Origin of the sequence: Paenibacillus oryzae (assembly GCF_001675045.1) — a bacterium.
Classification (GTDB): domain Bacteria; phylum Bacillota; class Bacilli; order Paenibacillales; family Paenibacillaceae; genus Pristimantibacillus; species Pristimantibacillus oryzae.
Map to the genome: position 1 here is coordinate 249,912 of NZ_LYPA01000065.1, position 20,660 is coordinate 270,571.

The 20,660-nt window shown below is 50.4% G+C and carries 14 protein-coding genes; 8 read left to right on the forward strand and 6 right to left on the reverse strand.

Annotated elements, in window-relative coordinates:
- Positions 1–21: 21 nt before the first annotated feature.
- From A7K91_RS17050 to A7K91_RS17060, 3 genes are all read left to right on the forward strand, one after another.
- Positions 22–1,641: an ABC-F family ATP-binding cassette domain-containing protein gene (locus A7K91_RS17050; protein ID WP_068684872.1), complete on the forward strand. Its 1,620-nt coding sequence runs from the start codon at positions 22–24 to the stop codon at positions 1,639–1,641.
- A 319-nt stretch (positions 1,642–1,960) separates the two neighbouring features.
- Positions 1,961–2,869 (forward strand): cation diffusion facilitator family transporter, encoded by a 909-nt coding sequence (locus tag A7K91_RS17055; protein WP_068684874.1) that lies wholly within the window; start codon positions 1,961–1,963, stop codon positions 2,867–2,869.
- Between the two features lie 419 nt (positions 2,870–3,288).
- Positions 3,289–4,458 carry a C40 family peptidase gene (locus A7K91_RS17060; RefSeq protein WP_068684876.1) on the forward strand — a complete coding sequence of 390 codons (1,170 nt, stop codon included), beginning with the start codon at positions 3,289–3,291 and terminating at the stop codon, positions 4,456–4,458.
- Positions 4,459–4,651: 193 nt separating this feature from the next.
- On the opposite strand, the gene A7K91_RS17065 is transcribed toward A7K91_RS17060, so the two are convergent.
- A complete protein-coding gene (locus A7K91_RS17065) occupies positions 4,652–5,386 on the reverse strand; it encodes a YqaA family protein (protein WP_082967519.1) in 735 nt (244 codons plus the stop codon).
- Positions 5,387–5,700: 314 nt separating this feature from the next.
- Between A7K91_RS17065 and A7K91_RS17070 the strand changes: the two genes are divergently transcribed.
- Positions 5,701–6,966: an MFS transporter gene (locus A7K91_RS17070; RefSeq protein ID WP_082967554.1), complete on the forward strand. Its 1,266-nt coding sequence runs from the start codon at positions 5,701–5,703 to the stop codon at positions 6,964–6,966.
- Between the two features lie 256 nt (positions 6,967–7,222).
- Here A7K91_RS17070 and A7K91_RS17075 read toward each other — a convergent pair whose 3' ends face one another.
- The gene (locus A7K91_RS17075; RefSeq protein WP_068684880.1) at positions 7,223–8,635 is read right to left on the reverse strand and encodes an NAD-dependent malic enzyme; all 1,413 of its coding nucleotides are present in this window, start codon (positions 8,633–8,635) and stop codon (positions 7,223–7,225) included.
- Positions 8,636–8,686: 51 nt separating this feature from the next.
- Positions 8,687–9,802 (reverse strand): MGDG synthase family glycosyltransferase, encoded by a 1,116-nt coding sequence (locus tag A7K91_RS17080; RefSeq protein ID WP_068684882.1) that lies wholly within the window; start codon positions 9,800–9,802, stop codon positions 8,687–8,689.
- Positions 9,803–9,936: 134 nt separating this feature from the next.
- On the opposite strand from A7K91_RS17080, the gene kapB reads away from it, so the two are divergent.
- Positions 9,937–10,344 (forward strand): kinase-associated lipoprotein B, encoded by a 408-nt coding sequence (gene kapB / locus A7K91_RS17085; protein WP_245697594.1) that lies wholly within the window; start codon positions 9,937–9,939, stop codon positions 10,342–10,344.
- Between the two features lie 5 nt (positions 10,345–10,349).
- Here kapB and A7K91_RS17090 read toward each other — a convergent pair whose 3' ends face one another.
- Positions 10,350–11,702, reverse strand: a complete 1,353-nt coding sequence (locus tag A7K91_RS17090; protein ID WP_068684884.1) for an SGNH/GDSL hydrolase family protein — start codon at positions 11,700–11,702, stop codon at positions 10,350–10,352.
- Between the two features lie 311 nt (positions 11,703–12,013).
- Here A7K91_RS17090 and gltB point away from each other — a divergent pair, with 311 nt between their 5' ends.
- The 3 genes from gltB (at position 12,014) to A7K91_RS17105 (ending at position 18,540) form a co-directional block, all read left to right on the forward strand.
- On the forward strand, positions 12,014–16,618 hold the full coding sequence (gene gltB / locus A7K91_RS17095) for a glutamate synthase large subunit (RefSeq protein ID WP_068684886.1): 4,605 nt from the start codon (positions 12,014–12,016) through the stop codon (positions 16,616–16,618).
- 208 nt (positions 16,619–16,826) lie between these two features.
- Positions 16,827–17,747, forward strand: a complete 921-nt coding sequence (locus tag A7K91_RS17100) for an ABC transporter ATP-binding protein (protein ID WP_245697596.1) — start codon at positions 16,827–16,829, stop codon at positions 17,745–17,747.
- Positions 17,740–18,540: an ABC transporter permease gene (locus A7K91_RS17105; protein ID WP_068684888.1), complete on the forward strand. Its 801-nt coding sequence runs from the start codon at positions 17,740–17,742 to the stop codon at positions 18,538–18,540. The genes A7K91_RS17100 and A7K91_RS17105 overlap by 8 nt, the downstream gene beginning before the upstream one ends.
- Before the next feature lie 376 nt (positions 18,541–18,916).
- Here A7K91_RS17105 and A7K91_RS17110 read toward each other — a convergent pair whose 3' ends face one another.
- Positions 18,917–19,393, reverse strand: coding sequence for a bactofilin family protein (locus A7K91_RS17110; RefSeq protein ID WP_068684890.1), 477 nt, complete (start codon positions 19,391–19,393; stop codon positions 18,917–18,919).
- A gap of 88 nt (positions 19,394–19,481) precedes the next feature.
- Positions 19,482–20,651 carry a M23 family metallopeptidase gene (locus tag A7K91_RS17115; protein ID WP_068684891.1) on the reverse strand — a complete coding sequence of 390 codons (1,170 nt, stop codon included), beginning with the start codon at positions 20,649–20,651 and terminating at the stop codon, positions 19,482–19,484.
- Between the last annotated feature and the right edge of the window lie 9 nt (positions 20,652–20,660).

Genomic DNA, 20,660 nt, shown 5'->3' on the forward strand with positions numbered 1-20,660 from the left:
GTGAAGGACGGGATAGCAAAAATGATCAGTACAAGCGGCATTACGCTTCGTTTCGGCAAGAAACCGCTGTTCGAAGATGTTAATATCAAATTTACGCCGGGCAATTGCTATGGCTTGATTGGAGCTAACGGCGCAGGCAAATCAACCTTTCTGAAAATTTTGTCCGGAGAGGTGGAGCAATCCTCCGGCGAGGTTCATATTACACCTGGCGAGCGCCTGGCTGTTTTAAAGCAAAACCATTATGAATACGACAACTTCAAGGTGCTGGAAACGGTCATTATGGGCCATAAAAAGCTCTATGAGGTGATGAAGGAAAAGGATGCGCTGTACGCCAAAGCCGACTTTACGGATGAAGACGGCATGCGCGCTGGCGAGCTTGAAGCGGAATTTGCCGATATGAACGGCTGGGAAGCGGAGTCCGAAGCAGCGGAAATGCTGAATGGACTTGGCATAACGACCGATATGCACGATAAATTGATGTCGGAGCTGGGCGGCAACGAGAAGGTTCGCGTTTTGCTGGCGCAAGCCTTGTTTGGCTCGCCTCATATCTTGCTGCTCGATGAGCCTACCAACCATTTGGATATTGAATCCATTCGCTGGCTGGAGGATTTTCTGGCCAAATATGAAGGCACAGTTATCGTTGTCAGCCATGACAGGCATTTCCTGAATACGGTGTGTACCCACATCGCTGACATCGACTTTGGAAAAATCCAGATGTATGTAGGCAACTACGACTTCTGGTATGAATCCAGCCAGCTGGCCCTGTCGCTTCAACGCTCGGAGAACAAAAAGAAGGAAGACAAAATTAAAGAGCTCCAGGCGTTTATTCAACGCTTCAGCGCCAATAAATCCAAGTCCAAGCAAGCGACCTCGCGTAAAAAGCTGCTGGACAAAATTACGCTGGACGATATTCGTCCATCTAACCGCAAATATCCGTTTATCCTGTTTAAGGGAGAGCGCGAGGCAGGCAAGCAGCTTCTGCTGGTTGAAGGCTTGACCAAATCCATCGAAGGCGAAAAGCTGTTCGACAACCTGACGCTGACCATCAACAAAGGCGACAAAATTGCTTTTGTTGGTCCAAACGGGCTGCCTAAAACGACGTTTTTCCAAACGATCGCAGGCGAGCTGGAGCCGGATGCGGGCACGTACTCCTGGGGTGTAACAACGACGCGGGCTTATTTCCCGAAAGACAACTCCGCTTATTTTGAAGGAGTCGATCTTAATTTGGTGGAGTGGCTGCGCCAATATTCCAAGGACCCGGATGAAACGTTCCTGCGCGGCTTCCTTGGCCGTATGCTGTTTTCCGGCGACGATGCCATGAAGAAAGCCAGCGTATTGTCCGGCGGCGAAAAAGTGCGCTGCATGTTGTCCAAAATGATGCTGGAAGGCGCCAACGTGTTTATTCTTGACGAGCCAACCAACCACTTGGATCTGGAATCCATTACGGCGCTTAATAATGGATTGATCGACACGGACTGCACCATTTTGTTCACCTCGCATGACCATCAGTTCGTTCAAACGGTTGCTAACCGGATCATCGAATTTACGCCAAACGGCGTTATTGACCGGATGACAACGTATGATGAGTATCTCGAAAGCGCGGAGATTAAAGAGCTGCGCGAGCGCATGTACTCCGTATAAGCGACATCAGCACTGAAGTTAGATAGATCTCTGTTTTTAACACAGGCAATGTTTTTTACAAAATTAAATTTTTTGTAAGCCGGCTGCTCCTGTATGGGGCGCCGGCTTTTGTTATCCCTCTGGTCTTCCAGGCTCTGAAATCCCGCTGTACGTCTGCATAAAAGGCAAAGTTGGCTTAGGGCGGAAATTTGTGGACAGAAGCATTTGTGTTGCGCTAGTGCATAAAGTTGCGTATGCGGCAAACACTGTTTCTCTAGACCCACACAGGTTTGCTCGGGTATGATACCGATAGAGAAATAAATGGAACGAGCAGGAGGGCTTGACACTGGATCAGTACAATGACATTAAAAAGGGCGAAAAGGGAGCATGGGTTAGCATTGTCGCTTACCTGGCCTTAACGTCCTTGAAGTTGGGAGTAGGCTATTGGTATGCCTCCGAAGCGTTGGTTGCAGACGGTTTTAACAATTTAACAGATATCGCCGCGTCGCTTGCTGTTTTGATCGGGCTGCGCATTTCGCAGAAGCCGCCGGACCAGGACCATCAATATGGCCATTTTCGAGCGGAAACGATTGCGGCTTTGATTGCATCGTTTATTATGGCCACGGTAGGCCTGCAGGTGCTCATAACGGCAGCCAGCTCGCTGTTCAAGGGGACGCATTCCACTCCCCATATTTTGACCGCCGTTGTGGCTTTGTTTGCCGCAGCTTGCATGCTTGGCGTCTATTGGTACAATAACCGGCTGGCCAAACAAATTAACAGTATGGCTTTAAGAGCAGCCGCAAAAGATAACTTGTCCGATGCGCTTGTCAGTATTGGCGCGGCAATCGGCATTTTTGGAGCGCAGCTTGGTTTGCCTTGGCTGGACCCCGTAGCGGCGCTGGCCGTTGGTTTTATTATTTGCAAAACGGCATGGAGCATCTTCTATAGCTCGACACATGCGTTAACGGATGGCTTTGATGAGCAGGAGCTGACCTCGCTTCGCTCGACGATAGCCAAAACCAATGGCGTCAAGTCGATTAAGGATATAAAAGCGCGCATTCACGGCAGTAATGTGTTAGTGGACGTGGTTGTAATGGTGGATGCAGATTTATCATTGGTGGAAGGCCACCGCATCTGCGACGAAATTGAAAAACGGATGGGCCGCAAGCATAATATTATGAACGTTCACGTCCATGTGGAGCCTCTTATTGGCGACAAAGCAGATAGTTTACCGCATGGAGCAAGCTAAAAAAGCGCAGTTTCGGTAGTGCTCAAGGAGTGGTAAATGAATCCATTCCCGGGCGGCATACTGAAAAATGAGTCTAAAGTCCTGAAACCTGTATGAGAAGGTCCTCATTTTCTAGGCCATTCATACATTCTGCGTATTTCAGTCTGCCCTAAGGCTAATGTACAAAATGGTTAATTAAGAAAGGCATTCCTGCTGCGCGGGAATGCCTTTTATTAATTTTCTCTCAGCAAAAAGGGTAATTCGCTGTGCCCAGCCAAGGCAAAAGGCTTTTGGGAAAATGGGTGGATGCTGGTCGCTGAACGCCATGTCTACAATGGATGTTGTACACGCCGATGTCGGCAATGAGGCAGAGAGGCTGCTCCCGATTTATTGACAGCCGATCTTACCACAAACACAACAAGGAGGCGTTATTCAGCATCATGAAAACATCCATGAAACACAAGTTGGCGACTGCAGGCATTGCTGCAGCACTGTTATTAGGCTCCGCTGCATTTGCTCCCGCACCTAGCGCATATGCGGCACAAACCGCAGAGGTAGTATGGGGCGTCAATATGCGCACTTCACCTTCATCATCGGGCTCAATTGTCCGCATGCTTCAAAAAGGAGAAACGATCACCGTGCTGGAGTCGGCTGGAACCGGCTGGTATAAAGTTAGCGACAATAAAGGAGCGACGGGGTATATCTCCTCCGCATCCAAATATACACAGCTTGGCAAGGTCTCGTCAGGCAGCGGGACAAGCACTAGCGCAACCGGAAGCGGCACTACTGCTGGAAATTCAGATGCCGTAGCTTCGTTAACCGGCGTCATTAAAAAATCGGTATCATTCCGCAAGTCGCCATCCACAAGCGGACAAAGACTGCGTTATTTGCAAGCAGGCGAGCAGGTCAGCGTTTTGGCCAAAACAAACAGCAGCTGGTACGAGGTAATGGATAGCAGCGGTACAAAAGGGTATGTGACAACGCAATCTCAATATATGACGGTAAGCGGGGGCTCCAGCCTAAGCGGCGGCAATACGGAGGGAAGCGGTTCAAGCGGCAGCACGGATAGCGGAAACAGCAGCAGTGGAAGCTCTAACAGCGGCAGCACAGGGTCCAGCGGAAGCACAGGCTCAAGTGGCAGCACAGGCTCAACCGCAGGCAGTACAACAAATTCATCTGTGGAGAAGGTCATTGCCGCAGGAATGAAATATTTGGGCACGCCGTATGAATACGGTTCTGATCGCAGCAATACCAAAACATTCGATTGCTCCGACTTTACTCGCCAGGCGTTCAAGGATGCACTCGGCATTACAATTCCTGCCGATTCCCGCAAGCAAGGCGCATATGTAAAAGATAAAGGAAATGCGGTTACAGATATAAGCAAGCTGAAGCGCGGAGATTTGATGTTCTTTATGTCTTATAAGGGTTCATCCAAATCTTCTTACAGCGGCTTGAATAAGTCGACTCAAACGATTACGCATGTGGGCATTTATTTGGGTAACGGTCAAATTTTGCACACGTATTCCAAGGAAAGCGGCGGAGTAAAAACAGATACGATTACCGGAAAGCATTGGGAATATCGCTTCCTGTTTGGCGGCAGCGCATTGTAACTTATACTAATTACAGGGTGCTGTTAAACATTGTGATTGTAAAATCAGGCTAACCAGAGTTTATCTGGTTGGCCTTTTGCATAAAAAAACGGGCTTCCGACTGCCGCTTAACTCTGCCGCTTTGTCAGCGGTTGAATAAGGAACGACGTTGCGAAGCACCCGTTATATTTTGAATGACATTAAGGCTGTTTTATTAAGACTGTACGGTGCGCTGATGCTTTGCATCAGGAACAATAAGATTATCTTTATCCGCTGCAGGATCAGCATTAGCGGATTTTGTATCAAGAGAGGGCTCTTCGAGCTCCAGCGTTTCCTGCTGCACGTCTTCTGACGGAGCATTTTCGGCTAGCGCTAGCGCGGCTGCCGCTTTCTTTTTGCGGATACGGCTTCTTACATAAAGGAACACGGCAATCAAAGGAATACTGCCGATAAAAATATAGATTGAAATGTCTTTAACCATGGAGTGTGCGGAAAGTCCAAACAAATAAAAGAGAATGCCAACGACATAAAACTTGATGGCGCGGCCCAAAGCGGCATAAGCTATCAATCGCCATAGCGGAAAGTTGAGACAGCCAGAAAGGATAGTAAATACTTTGAATGGAATGGGGGTAAAGGAGCCGATCAAAATAGCAGCTTCACCGTTTTTCTGAAACCGGGTAGTGGCGGCATCAATCCATTCCTTTTTCAAAAAGCGGTAAAGGACCGATTTACCCATAATCTTGCCCAAATAATATCCGACAGGAGTACCAAGCAAGCAGCCTATATAACCTACAGTCGCAAGCCAAATAGCATTGGAAGGGTTGATTGCGCTGAGCGAAACCTGTGAATAAAAAGCGGGAATAGGGAAAATAATGGCATCCAGAAAGGAGTGGATGAATAATCCCAAGGGGCCGTGATGTTTAAGAAGATCGAGAAAGGTTTGGAACATGCAGCTGGCTCCTTTATCGTTTGACTATTCTGCTTCAGTATAGCATACGTTCCACGTTCATTCATCACTAACAATTAAAGTAAAACATTACATTTGAATGATATCCGGAAGTGATGCCACTCACAGTGGGGATGTGATGGAACTAAAGCAAGGCCTAATCATGTATACGGAATAGCGGTGCTGAGGTTTCAAAAAAAAATATGCAATTTGGCCTATATTTGGAGTCGCCTGCGTCAGGATAGTCCGGCGTGCGAGTTTTGTCATTTTTTGCTTTGCCGTCTGGCGGAAGGAAGCGTATAGTGGATAGTACGGACATGACTCGGAGCCAAATGAAAACGGAAAGGGGAAAAGATAAAGAAACGGAAAGGAGTTGGAGGTTAATGGAGCCATGGAAACGTACGATGTGGATATTATGGTTTGGCGTTTTGTTTTGCAGTGCCAGCTATACGATGTCGATCCCTTTCCTGCCGCTGTTTCTATATGAGCTTGGCGTGGAAAAAAGCTCGATTAATCTTTGGGCTGGCGTTGTGCATTCGTCGGCTTTTTTGATGGGCGCAATTATGGCCCCGCTTTGGGGCATGATGGCGGACAAGTTCGGCAAGCGCAAAATGGTCATCCGGGCGGGCTTCAGCCTGGCCATTATTTATGCTCTGATTGCATTTGTTCAAACGCCTTGGCAGCTGGTTGGCGTTCGTATGCTGCATGGCTTTGTCGGAGGCTTTGTTCCGGCTTCCATGTCTATTGTGGCTACCTTGGCGCCGAAGGAGAAGCTTGGCTGGAGCCTTGGCGTCATGCAAGCGGGGTCGATGACCGGGGGCATATTGGGTCCGCTGTTTGGCGGTCTGCTCTCGGAGGCTTTTGGCATGCGCAGGTCGTTCGTTGTTGCCGGCATCGTTATTTTTATCGCCGCATTAGCGGTGGTGTTCTGGGTCAGAGAAGGAAGTCCGCAGGTGAAAAAGGAAAAGCCGAAGGTGCAGCCGGTCACATATCGGATGGCCTTCCGCAATCGCTCCTTGGTCAATATGCTGCTGGTGCTGGTTATGTTCCAGCTTTCCTTTAACATGATTCAGCCTCAGCTTTCCTTGCATATAGCCGATCTCCAGGGAGGACAGAAAGGGGCTGTGATGTCGGCCGGTCTGGTTCTTTCGCTGATCGGTATTGCGGGCATCGTGGCTTCGCCGATTTGGGGCAGGCTAGGGGAGAAAAAAGGATATTACCGCATTTTGGTTTTTTGCCTGCTAAGTGCAGGAACGATTGTAAGCATGCAGTTTTTTGTAGAAACGTTATGGCTGTTTGCGGTCGTGCAATTTATGTTTGGCTTGTTTATGGCAGGTGTTACGCCAATCGTCAATACGCTGATGGTGCAAGGAACGGATGAGCAATTCCGGGGCCGATCCTTCGGGCTGACGGCAAGCGCCAATCAGTTTGGGTCGATGCTGGGGCCTTTGATTGGCGGTTTAGTGGGTGTAGCCTTGGGACTGCAATGGATTTTTGTTGGGACAGGCGTCATTATGGCCGGGATTGGGCTCGTGTTGTTTTTAAAGCGTAAAAGCATGCAACGGGTCGGCTCGGAATCTTGATTAGACGTCAAAAGAACTGTCCGAAAAGTCTGTTACGGTGAATCCTTATTCAGCAAAACCGGTACCTACCGGAAAAGGGTGTCTTGGAAGCTCAAACATTTTTGTCCGTTTTTTTTTGATTCTATTTTTTAGTGGATAAAAACGGACAAAAAAACTCGCCCTCAAGACACCCTTTCCCCTCCGGTCCGCTCTGCTGAATCATTATTCGTTCCGCTTGACTTTTCAGACAGCCCATTATGTCGTTAAGGAGGGCACGTTAAGGCAAGCTGCGCCGGGCCACGCCGCTTGCCCGGGCGGCGGCCATTACGCTTTGGCGGACTTCTTCCACAACCTTGGCATTAAAAACGCTAGGAATAATGTAGAGCCGGCTTAGCTCCTCTGCGGTAATGACGGAAGCGATAGCTTCGGCTGCCGCCAGCTTCATCTCTTCGTTGATGACGGTTGCACGGCTGTCCAGCGCTCCGCGAAAAATACCGGGAAAACAAAGCACGTTGTTGATCTGATTAGGGTAATCCGATCGTCCTGTTGCAAAAACAGCTACGATATCCTCTGCCAGCTCGGGAGCAATCTCGGGCTCCGGATTGGCCATTGCAAACACAATGGGATCAGGAGCCATGGATGCGATATGGTCTCTGGTTAATATGCCGCCGGCAGAAACGCCGATAAAAACGTCCGCGCCCGCAATCGCTTCCGCCAAGCCGCCGCTTCGCCGCTCGGGATTTGTATGTTGGGCATACCATTGCCAATTTTCGTTGTCGTAAGCTTCATCTCTGCTCAAAATTCCCTTCCTGTCGACCCCGATAATATTTTTTGCTCCCCCCGCGAGCAGCATACGGGTGCAGGCGCTGCCGGCGGCTCCGATTCCGCAAATGACAATTCGCGCTTCCTTTAAGGTACGGCCGGTCAGCTTCAGAGCATTCAGCAGTCCGGCATAGATGACGACGGCCGTTCCGTGCTGGTCATCGTGAAAGACGGGAATATCCAGCTCGGCCCTAAGGCGCTGCTCGATTTCAAAGCAGCGGGGCGCGGCAATATCCTCCAGATTAATGCCGCCAAAAGCAGGAGCCAGATGTTTGACGGCGGCGATAACCGCTTCCGTGTCCTGAGTATCCAGACAGATCGGGAATGCGTCTACATCTGCAAATTGCTTAAAGAGCATGGCCTTGCCCTCCATAACGGGCATAGCGGCATACGGGCCTATATTACCCAGCCCAAGCACCGCGCTTCCATCGGATACAACGGCAACGCTGTTGCGCTTGATGGTCAGCGTATGCGCCTTGGCGGGGTCTTCGGCGATTGCCCGGCAAATTCGCGCAACATCCGGCGTGTAGACGCGTGACAGATCATCGCGGTTCTGGATGGGCGTTTTGGGCTGAATCGTAATTTTGCCGCCAAGATGAAGGAGAAAGGTGCGGTCGGAAATATGCAGCAGCGCAATGCCTGGTATTGCGGCAAGCGCCTCGCTCAGCTTGGCCGTAGAGCCAAGCGGCCCTATTTTGACCGTTAAATCGCGGACGCTTCTGCTTTTGTCTGTGTGAATGACGTCAATGGCGATTATATCGCCGTCCGCCTGCTCGATTGCTGTAGCCGCGCGTCCAAACTGGGCGCTTTGAGTGTCAATTTCCAGTCGCAAAATAACAGTTTTTGCATCGCTCATTGAAGTTGGCATAGCGGGAACCTCCTTAATTTGCATGTCCTTTGCGCCTGAAAAACAAAGCCGTCACTGCATCAGTTGCAGCACGGCTTTTGGGCATTTCATGGGGTCGTATTGCTCATCGCGCTTGGCAATCAGCTCCGCCCGGAAGCGGTCCGATCTGTCTCTATCATGAATCAATTGAAACCAGCGGTCAACCGTATCGTTGGAATCCAGCATGGCGCCAAAGCCGCTTGAAATAAAGTGCTCGCAGTTTTCCTCTTCCTGTCCGGGGATCGGCTCGTAAAAAAGCATTGGCAGCGCTTTGCTCATGCCCTCCGTTACGGTCATGCCGCCTGGCTTCGTCACCAGCAAATCAGCAGCATCCATCAGCTTGTGCACTTCCCTTGTAAAACCCATAATGACGATGTTGGGGTGTTGGAAAATGGGGTCAGCCATCATTTTTTCACGCATATGCTCATTGGAGCCGACACAAAAAATGATTTGCGTGTTATCGCGCCATTTGGTCATGTAGGAGAGGGCGTTATCTTCATACATCAGTCCCCATCCTCCGCCCATAACGAGTACGGTCGGCATTTGCTTCAGCTTAAGCTCTTTTCGCGCCGACTCTTTGTTTTGCGAAACCCAGAAGTTAGGGTGAATCGGTATGCCCGTTATTTCAACGCGTTCTTTATTCACTCCCTTGTCCACCAGCCGCTGCTTGACAACAGGGGATGACACCAGGTACCGGTCGATTTCGGGGTTAACCCAGGAGCCATGCGCATCATAATCGGTAATTACCGTATATATAGGTATGCCAAGACCGAGCCTTTTCATTCTGCTGACTACGGTGTTGGGTACGGGATGAGTGGAAATAATCAAATCAGGCTTAAGCTGAGCGACGACTTGCGCCGTATGGGTATAAAAGACGCGGTGCAGCGCAAGCTGAATAAAACGGCTTAGCGGTTTTTTATAATTGCTGCGATACATCATACCGACTACCCGCGGCTGCTTGCTCACGGTTTTGCGATAGGCGGATACGATGATAGGTCCCATAACCGGGTTCAAAAATTTTCCCAGCTCGATGACTCTTGCCGATATGTCGGGATGCAGCTGTTTCAAGCCCGCTACGAGCGCATGAGCTGCCTGGGTATGGCCTGAGCCGAACCCTTCGGATAGCAGCAGCACTCTTTTTTTGCGCATAAACTCACCTACTTTTCTATTTCCATATTACTTCGCATGACAGGCTAATACAAGCATCGATATGCGGGGTTGCCAAGAAATAGTCTCTCCTTTACAGTAAACACATATCAACAAATCAATAGGAGTCGGAAGGGATGGGTTTTATGCACGAGATGTATTCAGGGGAGAATGCCCCTCAAATAGGAGACAGGGTAAAAGTGAAGGTTCGTTCCGGCGAATACGCCGGCGAAATAGCTGAATTACACGGCCCGCGAGCCGTCGTTTCAATCCTGGCTGTACTGAAGCATCCGGAGCAAGGCGATCTTCATCACCCGTACAACCCCGACGTGCCCATGTTCCATGAACGCCGGGCGTTAAGCTATACCGAAAAAACGACCGTGCTGGTGAGGGAGCTTGCTCCTTACAGGGCAGAGCTCCCGGCTTACAGCGACTCATTGCGGGAAGCGGTGAAGGCGGAATTAGCGAGCCTCGACCGCTTAAACCGCTGGAGCGGAAAAGCGCTTGAGAATTTGGAGCAGCTTCAAAAGGAATATAAGCTGTAGGCTCGTTACGGATTAATGAATGCCGCCTTCAGGGAGGCGCGATAGACGACCTGGAAGCCAAGGCCTTCGGATAAAGCGGCAAGCGGCACGTACGTTTTCTTTTCGCCCGGGAATTGCTGCAGATAGGCAGGCTCCGCATTCAGCGGCACCGTCTTGCCGTCAACAACGATGGTAGACGCTCCGATTGTTATGGAAACGGTGCGTTCGCCCGTGCTGATTGTTGCAGTGGAGGTTTTGGCATCCCATTTCAGGTCGGCCCCGAGTGCTTCGATGACGGTGCTGAGCGCCAGGTAGGTACGGCCTTGCTTAATAAGCGGGTCGTATTTCGTAACGACCTCCTTGCCGCCAACTACGACAGAAATCGGCACACCGCTTTTGCGCGGCTGCAGAGTGGCGTAGCTTCCCCAAAGCTCGTTGGCATACGCCTTGCCCATTTCGGCATACCCTTTTTCTGTAGGGTGAATATCCGGCTCCGGCTTGCCGTCAGCGTCCGTGGCTGTAATCGACGTAAAGCTCAAAATATTTTTTTCGATGGCGGAAGCCGCATCTGCAATGGAGATGTTGGCGCCTTGAGCTTGTAAGTCCTTTACAACGGAGGCGAGTTCGCTGTTCAGCTTTGTTTGGCTTTCTTTAAGGAAAAGGGCGGTTGATTCAGGAAGGCCGAGATAGGTCACCTTATCATTGAAGGTTAAAAACGGGACCGGCAAATACTGATTCGCAATAACGATTTCCGCATTTGGCTGCAAGGTATGTACCGTGTTCAAAATGCTGCCCACTTCATTTTTGTAGCTAACAATCCGCGCGTCGATGTCCCTCTGCAGGGCGTCTTTCTTTTCGCTGTCAAGGTCGCTGAATCCGGCAGTTGTCCCCAGGGCGTCCACCATCTCCAGAAAATCATTGCCGCCTATTGAAATAAGGATGAGCTCAGCTTCGGTCAAATCCTCCTTTAATTGAGCGGATTTCGCCAATATGGAGCTTGCTCTTGGGTCGATAATGCCAGGTTGAATGCCGGCAACGTCGGATGCTTTACCGCTGACCGCTTCATTCAGCCATTTGTTAAGCGGAGCTGTGCGCAGCCCCAATAGGCCATAGTTGACATATTCCGCCCGGTATCCTCTCATAAGGGCTTGCTCATAGACATGCTCGGCATATCCGTAAGGAACCGATTCCCCGGTAAAGCCCTTCTGATAACCAGCCGCCAGGGAGTCTCCCAGCACAACAATATCGTAATTTTCCCCCGGAGCCGGCGCTGTCGGAGCTTTGGATGCTCCATACACTGAGCTTGCTGAAAGCAGACAGGTTGCCGCAATGATCACAAATCCCGCTTTTTTGATCGTTTTCCTGAAATTCCTATACAATGAGTCCACTTCCTTCTGTTAGAATGATGATAAAACGCGCATTTCTACAAGCCTCTCTTGTCACAATAATACAAATAAAAATACAAATACTAAATTGATTTACCTTTTGCCCTAATGTTAAAATCATAGAATAATCGCTAGGCAACGGTCTATGGCAAGGCGAGTGGCAAGGAAGCAGGCTGGCGAGCCTGACCACTACCATTCTATGATAATTTCAGCCAAAAATGAAGCTAAATGAAGTGATCAAGCCAGGGCATTGCCCGAATTTGCTATTGCTTGCCCAAATCTTCTAATAGAGAGGTTGCGCAGAAATGAAAGAACATATTATGGGATTGCCTCCTAAGCAAGGACTTTATGATCCGCAGTTTGAAAAAGACGCTTGCGGAATGGGCTTTGTAGCCAGCATTAAAGGGGTTAAGTCACATAAGGTCATCAGCCAGGCGCTTCATTTGCTTGAAAATATGGAGCATCGCGGCGGTCAGGGAAGCGAGCCGAATACGGGCGACGGCGCCGGTATTTTGCTGCAAATACCGCATGACTTTTTTACCGCCGAGCTTCGCAAGCAGGAGATCCAACTGCCGGAGCCGGGACAATATGCCGTAGGCATGATTTTTCTGCCGCAGGACGAGTCCGCGCGCGCCGCGATCGAGCGCGAGCTGGAGGGCATTATAGAGGAAGAGAAGCAGACGCTGATCGGCTGGCGCACGGTGCCGACGGATGACAGCAAGCTGGGCAAATCCGCGTTGTCCGTCAAACCTTTTGTCCGTCAGATTTTTATCGGACGCAATCCGGAGCTGAAGGACGTTTTGTCCTTTGAGCGCAAGCTGTATGTGATCCGCAAACGCGCGGAGCTTTCCATTCGCTTTGCCGGCAAGGAAGGCGGGAGCATGTTTTATTTCCCGAGCCTCTCCTCCAAAAAAATCGTTTATAAGGGCATGCTGACGACAGAGCAGGTTCGTTCTTTTTATAAGGAATTAAACGATGAGTCGGTTGTTTCCGCCATTGCATTAGTGCATTCCCGTTTTAGTACAAACACCTTTCCGAGCTGGGAGCGGGCGCATCCGTTCCACTATTTGATTCATAACGGCGAAATCAATACGCTTCGCGGCAATGTCAACTGGATGCATGCGCGTCAGACGTTGTTCCAAAGCGAATTGTTCGGCGAGGATCTTCATAAAATCAAGCCCATTATAAACCCGGACGGCTCCGATACGGCCATGTTCGACAATACGCTGGAGTTTATGTATCTGGCAGGCCGTTCCTTGCCTCATGCCGCCATGATGATGGTGCCGGAGCCTTGGTCCAATCATGAAAGCATGAGCGACGAGCGGAAGGCGTTTTACGAATATCACAGCACGCTGATGGAGCCATGGGACGGACCGGCTGCAATGGGCTTTACGGACGGCACGCAAATCGGCGCTATGCTGGATAGGAACGGACTGCGTCCTGCCCGTTATTACGTGACGAAGGATGATCACATCATTCTGGGCTCGGAAGCGGGCGTTGTGGAAATTCCGGCAGAAAATATCCTTTACAAGGATCGTTTGCGTCCGGGCCGCATGCTTCTTGTTGATACGGAGCAAGGCCGCATCATCTCCGATGAGGAGGTTAAGGCGGCAATCGCTTCGGAGCAGCCGTACCGCGAATGGCTGAACGAGCATCTGGTTGATCTGGAGGAGCTGCCGGAAGCGCCGGAGCTGCCGGGTCCAAGCCATGAAACCATTCAAAAACGGCAGCAGGCGTTTGGTTATACCTTTGAGGATTTGCGCAAAATATTGGAGCCGATGGCAATTGGCGGCCAGGAGCCGCTCGCTTCCATGGGCTACGATGCGCCACTGGCTGTATTGTCCGAGCGTCCTCAACGCTTGTATAACTACTTCAAGCAGCTGTTTGCGCAGGTAACGAATCCGCCAATCGACGCGATTCGCGAAGAAATTATTACCGCCACGGGAACCACAATCGGGCCTGAGCGCAACCTGCTCAATCCTGAGCCGGAGAGCTGCCGCCATATCAAGCTGGATACTCCGATCCTGTCCAATGAACAGTTTGCAAAGCTGCGCCATGTACGCCGTGAAGGCTTCAAGGCGATTACGCTGCCGATCTTTTTCCCTTCGGACAAGGGCGAGGAAGGCTTGCGCGACGCACTTTCTGAAATGTGCGAAGCTGCCGATCGCGTCATTGCGAAGGGGCATAATCTGCTGATTCTGTCAGACCGCGGAGTTGACAAGGATAATGCTGCAATTCCGGCCTTGCTTGCGGTTTCCGCCCTGCATCATCATCTGATCCGTCAGGGCACCCGGACCAAGGTAGCCATTTTGCTGGAATCCGGCGAGCCGCGCGAGGTGCATCATTTTGCGCTTCTGCTTGGTTATGGCGTCAATGCCGTCAACCCTTATCTGGCGTTCGAGAGTCTGGACGACATGATTACTCAAGGCATGCTGCGCGGCGTTTCGCATGAAAAGGCCGTTAAAAACTATATTAAAGGCGCTACCAAAGGCGTTGTTAAAGTATTGTCCAAAATGGGCATTTCCACGATCCAGTCGTATCGCGGCGCGCAAATTTTTGAGGCGCTGGGACTTCGCGAGGACGTTATCAATCAATATTTCACCTGGACGCCATCCCGCATCGGCGGCATCGGTCTGGATGTGATTGCAGAGGAAACGCTGAAGCATCACAACCGCGCTTTTGCCGAGCAGGAGGGCGGAGAGAAGGAGCTGGATTCCGGCGGCGATTATCAATGGCGCAAGGACGGCGAGGACCATTTGTTCACGCCACAAACCATTCATACGCTGCAGATGGCCAGCCGCTCCAACGACTATCGGCTGTACAAAAAGTTTTCGGAGCTGGTGCAAGGGGAGAACAAGCGCCATCTGACGCTTCGTTCGCTGCTCGATTTCAAGAAGGACAGAGCCTCTGTTCCGCTTGACGAGGTTGAATCCGTTGAGTCCATTGTTAAACGCTTCAAGACGGGCGCTATGTCCTTTGGCTCCATCAGCAAGGAAGCGCATGAAAGCCTCGCGATCGCTATGAACCGCCTGGGCGGCAAGTCCAACACAGGTGAAGGCGGCGAAGACCCTGCGCGCTTCACTCCTGATGAAAACGGCGATTTGCGCCGCAGCGCCATCAAGCAGGTTGCATCGGGACGTTTTGGCGTAACGAGCAATTATCTGGTTAATGCCGATGAAATCCAGATCAAAATGGCTCAAGGCGCAAAACCAGGCGAAGGCGGACAACTGCCTGGCCTTAAGGTTTACCCTTGGGTGGCAGAGGTGCGCGGCTCTACGCCGGGCGTAGGTCTTATTTCGCCGCCTCCGCATCATGATATTTATTCCATCGAGGACTTGGCCGAGCTGATCCACGATTTGAAAAATGCCAATCCGCGAGCGCGCATCAACGTTAAACTCGTATCCGAGGTTGGCGTCGGCACAATTGCCGCCGGCGTTGCCAAAGGACGCGCCGATGTCATCATGGTCAGCGGCTATGACGGGGGCACGGGCGCATCGCCGATCGGATCTATCCGCCATGCTGGCTTGCCATGGGAGCTTGGCCTTGCGGAAACGCATCAGACCTTGATGCTGAACAATCTGCGCGACCGCGTTGTGATTGAGACGGATGGTAAAATGATGAACGGCCGCGACGTTGCGATCGCTATTCTGCTGGGGGCAGAGGAGTATGGCTTCTCCACAGCGCCGCTGATCGTCCTTGGCTGCGTTATGATGCGCGTCTGCCATCTGGATACTTGTCCAGTCGGTGTCGCCACGCAAAATCCGGAGCTGCGCAAAAAGTTTATGGGCGAGCCTGCCCATGTCGTGAACTATCTGCGTTTCATCGCCGAGGAATTGCGCGAGATTATGGCTGAGCTTGGCTTCCGCACCATTCAGGAAATGGTGGGCCGCGTAGACCGTCTGGAAACTAAAGAACTGATTCAGCATTATAAAGCAAAAGGACTTGACCTGTCCGGCATTTTGTATGAAGCCGAGGTTGAAGAAGGCGCATCGCGCTTCAATATTCAGGAGCAAAATCACGGTTTGGAATTGTCGCTGGACATGCAGCAGCTGGTTCCTAACGCGGCGCCCGCGATTGAGCGCGGCGAAACGGTACGCGGCACATTCCCGATCCTGAACACCAATCGCGTTGTTGGCACGATCCTTGGTTATGAGGTGACAAGCCGGTATGGCGCGCAGGGCTTGCCTGAGGATACAATCTGGTATCATTTTGTCGGAACGGCAGGCCAGAGCTTTGGAGCTTTTGTCCCTAAAGGCATTACCTTGTCTGTAGAGGGCGACTCTAACGACTACTTCGGCAAAGGGCTGTCGGGCGGCAAAATTATTGTAGCTCCATCGTCTAAAGCAACATTTGTCGCCGAAGAAAATGTCATAATCGGCAATACGGCCTTATATGGCGCTACCAGCGGCCAGGCTTATATTCGCGGCATTGCCGGAGAGCGCTTTGCCGTACGGAACAGCGGAGCCAAAGTTGTTGTTGAAGGCGTAGGCGATCATGGCTGCGAATATATGACTGGCGGGCGCGTCGTTATTCTGGGAAGCACAGGGCGGAACTTCGGCGCAGGCATGTCGGGCGGCGTTGCTTATGTCTATGACGAAAAAGGCGATTTCTACAATCATTGCAATCTGGAAATGGTGCTGCTGGAGCGTGTCGAGGAAGCAGATGACATTGCCGAGCTGCGCGGCATGATGGAAAGTCACATCCAGTATACAGAAAGCGCAATTGCATCCCGTTTGCTTGAAAACTGGGAAACCTCCTTGTCCAAGTTTGTTAAGGTTATTCCTAAGGATTACAAAAAAATGCTGGAGCAAATTCGCAAAGCGGAGGATTCCGGCCTGCAAGGCGGAGACGCTCTGCTGGCGGCATTCGAAGCCAATAAACGCGAGCTTGCGCGTACCGGCAACAAATAAGGTTTACATTTTGCAAGGGAAAAAAATCCGCAGTCAGGCTTCCGTCCTGCTGCGGATTTTTCTTTTATGTGTTTGCACTTATATAAAAGTGTGTATTTTAGTAGTATGTTCTTTTACTACTTTGCTACCCTTTGAAGGAAGATGCGTATATAATGGAGGTATTGTGTTGTTTGGAAATGATACCCATTACATAGAGGAGGAAACAGGAATGGAGCAGCCAATCGTACAGCTGAAAAATTTAACAAAAGTCATTGGCAAACGAAAGATTATAGATAATCTATCGCTGGATGTGACCCGTGGTCAGGTATTTGGTTTTCTTGGCCCTAACGGATCAGGGAAAACGACAACAATAAGGATGATGGTGGGGCTTATATCGATCACCTCCGGTGAGATTTTTATAAATGGGCTAAGCGTCAAGCAAAACTTTGAGCAGGCGATACGTCATGTCGGGGCGATTGTGGAAAATCCCGAGATGTACAAATATTTAACTGGCTGGCAAAACCTGATTCACTTTGCCCGCATGATTCCGGGCGTGACCGAGCATCGGGTTAAGGAAATTGTACAAATGGTTGGACTGGAAGGCCGAATTCACGACAAAGTCAAAACCTATTCATTGGGGATGAGGCAAAGACTTGGCGTGGCGCAGGCTATGCTGCACAAGCCCGGACTGCTCATTCTGGATGAGCCGACCAACGGTCTTGATCCGGCAGGCATTCGAGAGCTTCGCGATTATTTGCGCAGGCTGGCGAAGGAAGAGAATATTACCGTTTTTGTTTCCTCTCATTTGCTCTCGGAGATGGAATTGATGTGTGATCAGGTTGCAATTATTCAAAATGGAAGGCTAATCGATATCCGGAATTTGGAGCATGGCTCAAAAGGCGACCAGGCCATGCGCGTGCTGTTTGAGGTCAATGCGGAGCAGCCTGCTCATGCAGCGCTCACAGCAAGAGGCAAGCAGGCTGAAATGGTAGCGCCGGGAGTTGTTGCTGTTTTTGCGCAGCGCGAGGAAATTGCCGAGGCTAATGAAATTCTGGTTTCTTCGGGCGTCAAGGTATATGGCATCCGTCAACAGGTTAAAACGCTTGAGGATCAATTCCTTGAAATTACGGGAGGCGAGCAACGTGTTTGATTTTATGAATCTTGTCCGAAATGAAAACATGAAAATATATAGACGTCCGCGCACGTATGTGATGGGGGGGCTTTTGGCAGGCTTGGTGTTGATAGCCTCGTTGATTTGGCTTGCTGTGAGCGGGCGGGATACCTCGATGTGGGACGTTGCTTTTTTTGAATCCATGCTGATGAGCGGTCTGGTGACAATTTTTGTTGTCATTGTTGCTGCAGCCTCCGTTGCCGAGGAGTTTTCTGGCGGCACAATCAAGCTTTTGCTTATCCGCCCATGGTCGCGCTCCAAAATATTGCTATCCAAATATATCGCCGTCTTTTTATACGCTTTGCTTATGTCAGTAGTATTGTTTGCATCTGTATTGCTCATCAATTGGCTGATCTTTGGCATTGGCAACACGGGTATTGAAGCAGCGATGATGCCTGCTGAAGCCGGGAGCGGGGTATTCGTTCATATCTTGAAATTTTACGGGCTCAAGTTTATTGAAACCATCATGACGCTTACGATTGCTTTTATGCTATCGTCCATGTTCCGCAGCAGCGTGCTGGCCGTGGGCATTGCCTTGTTCCAGATTCTGATTGTCAACAATATTGCCTCGCTCATTATGTTCCTGAAGCAAAAGTGGGTGGATTATGTATTGTTTATCCATCTTGACCTTACCCAATATTTGTCGGGTAGCGGAATGGGCATCAGACCCGGTATGACGTTGGGCTTTTCACTTGGCGTGCTGGCTGTCTATTACGTCTTATTTATGGCTCTTGCGTGGCTGGTGTTTACTAAACGTGACGTAGCCAACTAGGCAGGCAAGAAGCTATAGCAGAGAAAAAATAAGGGGCTGTCCAAAAAGTAAAGTGAAACGAATAAATATTCAGCAGAGAGGACCGGATGGAAAAGGGTGTCTTGAGGGCGAGTTTTTTTGTCCGCTTTTATCCACTACAAATAGGATCAAAATAAAGCGGACAAAAATGTTTGAGCTTCCAAGACACCCTTTTCCGGGAGGGACGGGTTTTGCTGAATATTTATTCACTGTAACAGACTTTTCGGACAGCCCCTTTTTCAGTTTTTTTCAGGATTCAGCTTAACCAGGAAAAACTTATTCTCAGTAGCAATGAAGCCGATCGCTAAACGGGCCATTCATCCGATATGGGTCTTTACAGAACTTTTCTCACGTCGCTTCAACCGGCTTGCCGGGATTTGATCCGGTTTTCTTCTGTTCCGCCTTCCGGTTTGGGGGCGTTTTTCCCGTTAGCAGGCTGCGATGATGAAGCATCTGGCGACTGCCGTGTTTTGGCGCTCTCTGCTTGTGTATTCTGACTTTCTGTCCGGCAATGCCCGTTAACCATTCCGCCATCCTGGATAACCAGAGAAGCGGCCGATACATTGCCAATAAGATGACCGGCGGAGGTAATGATCAGTCGGCCCTTGGCTGTAATATCTCCATATAGCTTACCGGCTAAAGTAATATCCCTTGCTTCCACAGCAGAACGGACTATGCCGCATTCGCCTATAACGACATCGCCATGGCAGATAATATCGCCGCGGCATTCGCCTTCAATACGCAGGTTTCCTTCGCTCATCAGCTTGCCTTCAACAATCGTGCCTTGGCCAATCAATGTATCGGCAGCGACCAGGCGTTTATTGTCCTTGAACATTCCCCTTGCCTCCTTTTCCAGCTTTGTTCCATCTTCTCGGTGCTGAAAAGCGTACTTTTTGAACTTGTACTTCGGCATTCCGCAGCTGTTATTTTCGTTGCAGATAGCCAAGCGGATTGACAGGTTCGCTGCTTTGCATGATTTGAAAATGAAGATGAGCCCCTGTGCTTCGGCCGCTTGAGCCGATGGTTCCGATTTTTTCGCCCCGCACGACGGTATCTCCTTCGGTGGCTGCGATGCTTTGCAGATGCATATACAGGGTTTGCAGACCGCCTAGATGATCGATTGCGACGTAGTTGCCGAATTGCGAATCATAGCCGGTCGTTGAAACGGTGCCTTCCGCTGCGCTGAAGACTGCGTCGCCATTTTTGCCATTGATGTCGATGCCTGCATGAAAGGTTGCACGGCCGGTAAAGGGGTCTTTCCGGTAGCCAAAGCCGGATGTCAGCTGTCTTGAGCTGGTAGGCCAGTAGGAAGGATAAGCGTCAACCGCTGCTCTTTTACGCTGTGCCTGCATGAGAGTTTGAGCCATCGAAATTTCCATGGCATCTACCATTTCCCCAAGCGAGGCAAGATCAACTCCCGTTTGCCGGGCAAGCGACGCCATTTGATGCAAGCTGGCATCGGATTGAGAGGGGAGCTCGGTCTTTAAGGATGCTCCTCCATGCATGGAGGAGTCATCATTTGATGAAGCAAGGGCTGCTCTGGGAGACGCTGAGGCTTGGGTAAATCTGCTGCTCATGGCTAAAGGTACAATCGTATTGGCTCTAGCCCTGTAACCGGTTCTGGAGCTTTCCGAATTAGCTGAATCCGCATTCGCTGAATCCGCCGAATCGTTAGTCGAGTTTTGCTCGTCGATCGAGGGAATAGAGCCGCCGTAGGTTTCAATAAAAAGCTTAAGCTTTTGCTCCAGCTCCTGCAGCTCCTGTACTTTTTTCCTCATTTCCTGCGACTGGCGCGACAAATCCAATATTTCCTGCTTAAGCATGGCGATTTCTTCATCTTTTGTATCAACTACTCCGTTTAAACCGGTCATTTTTGTTGTGAAATAGGCAGACTGATCAGCCAGCTCCTGCTCCAGCGTTTCCAGTTCCAGGGCAGCTTTAATCTGAAGTCCGGCAATGGTGCCCGTTACAGCCAGGATGGCCGCAAGAGGCATCGCTACAACAGATCGCTTTGAAACTGAAAACTGCTTGGTGGTTTTGTCAGCGCCGCGCATGACCACAAATGACCATGCAGGTCTTCGCGCTTCTTTCACGGGTTTGCT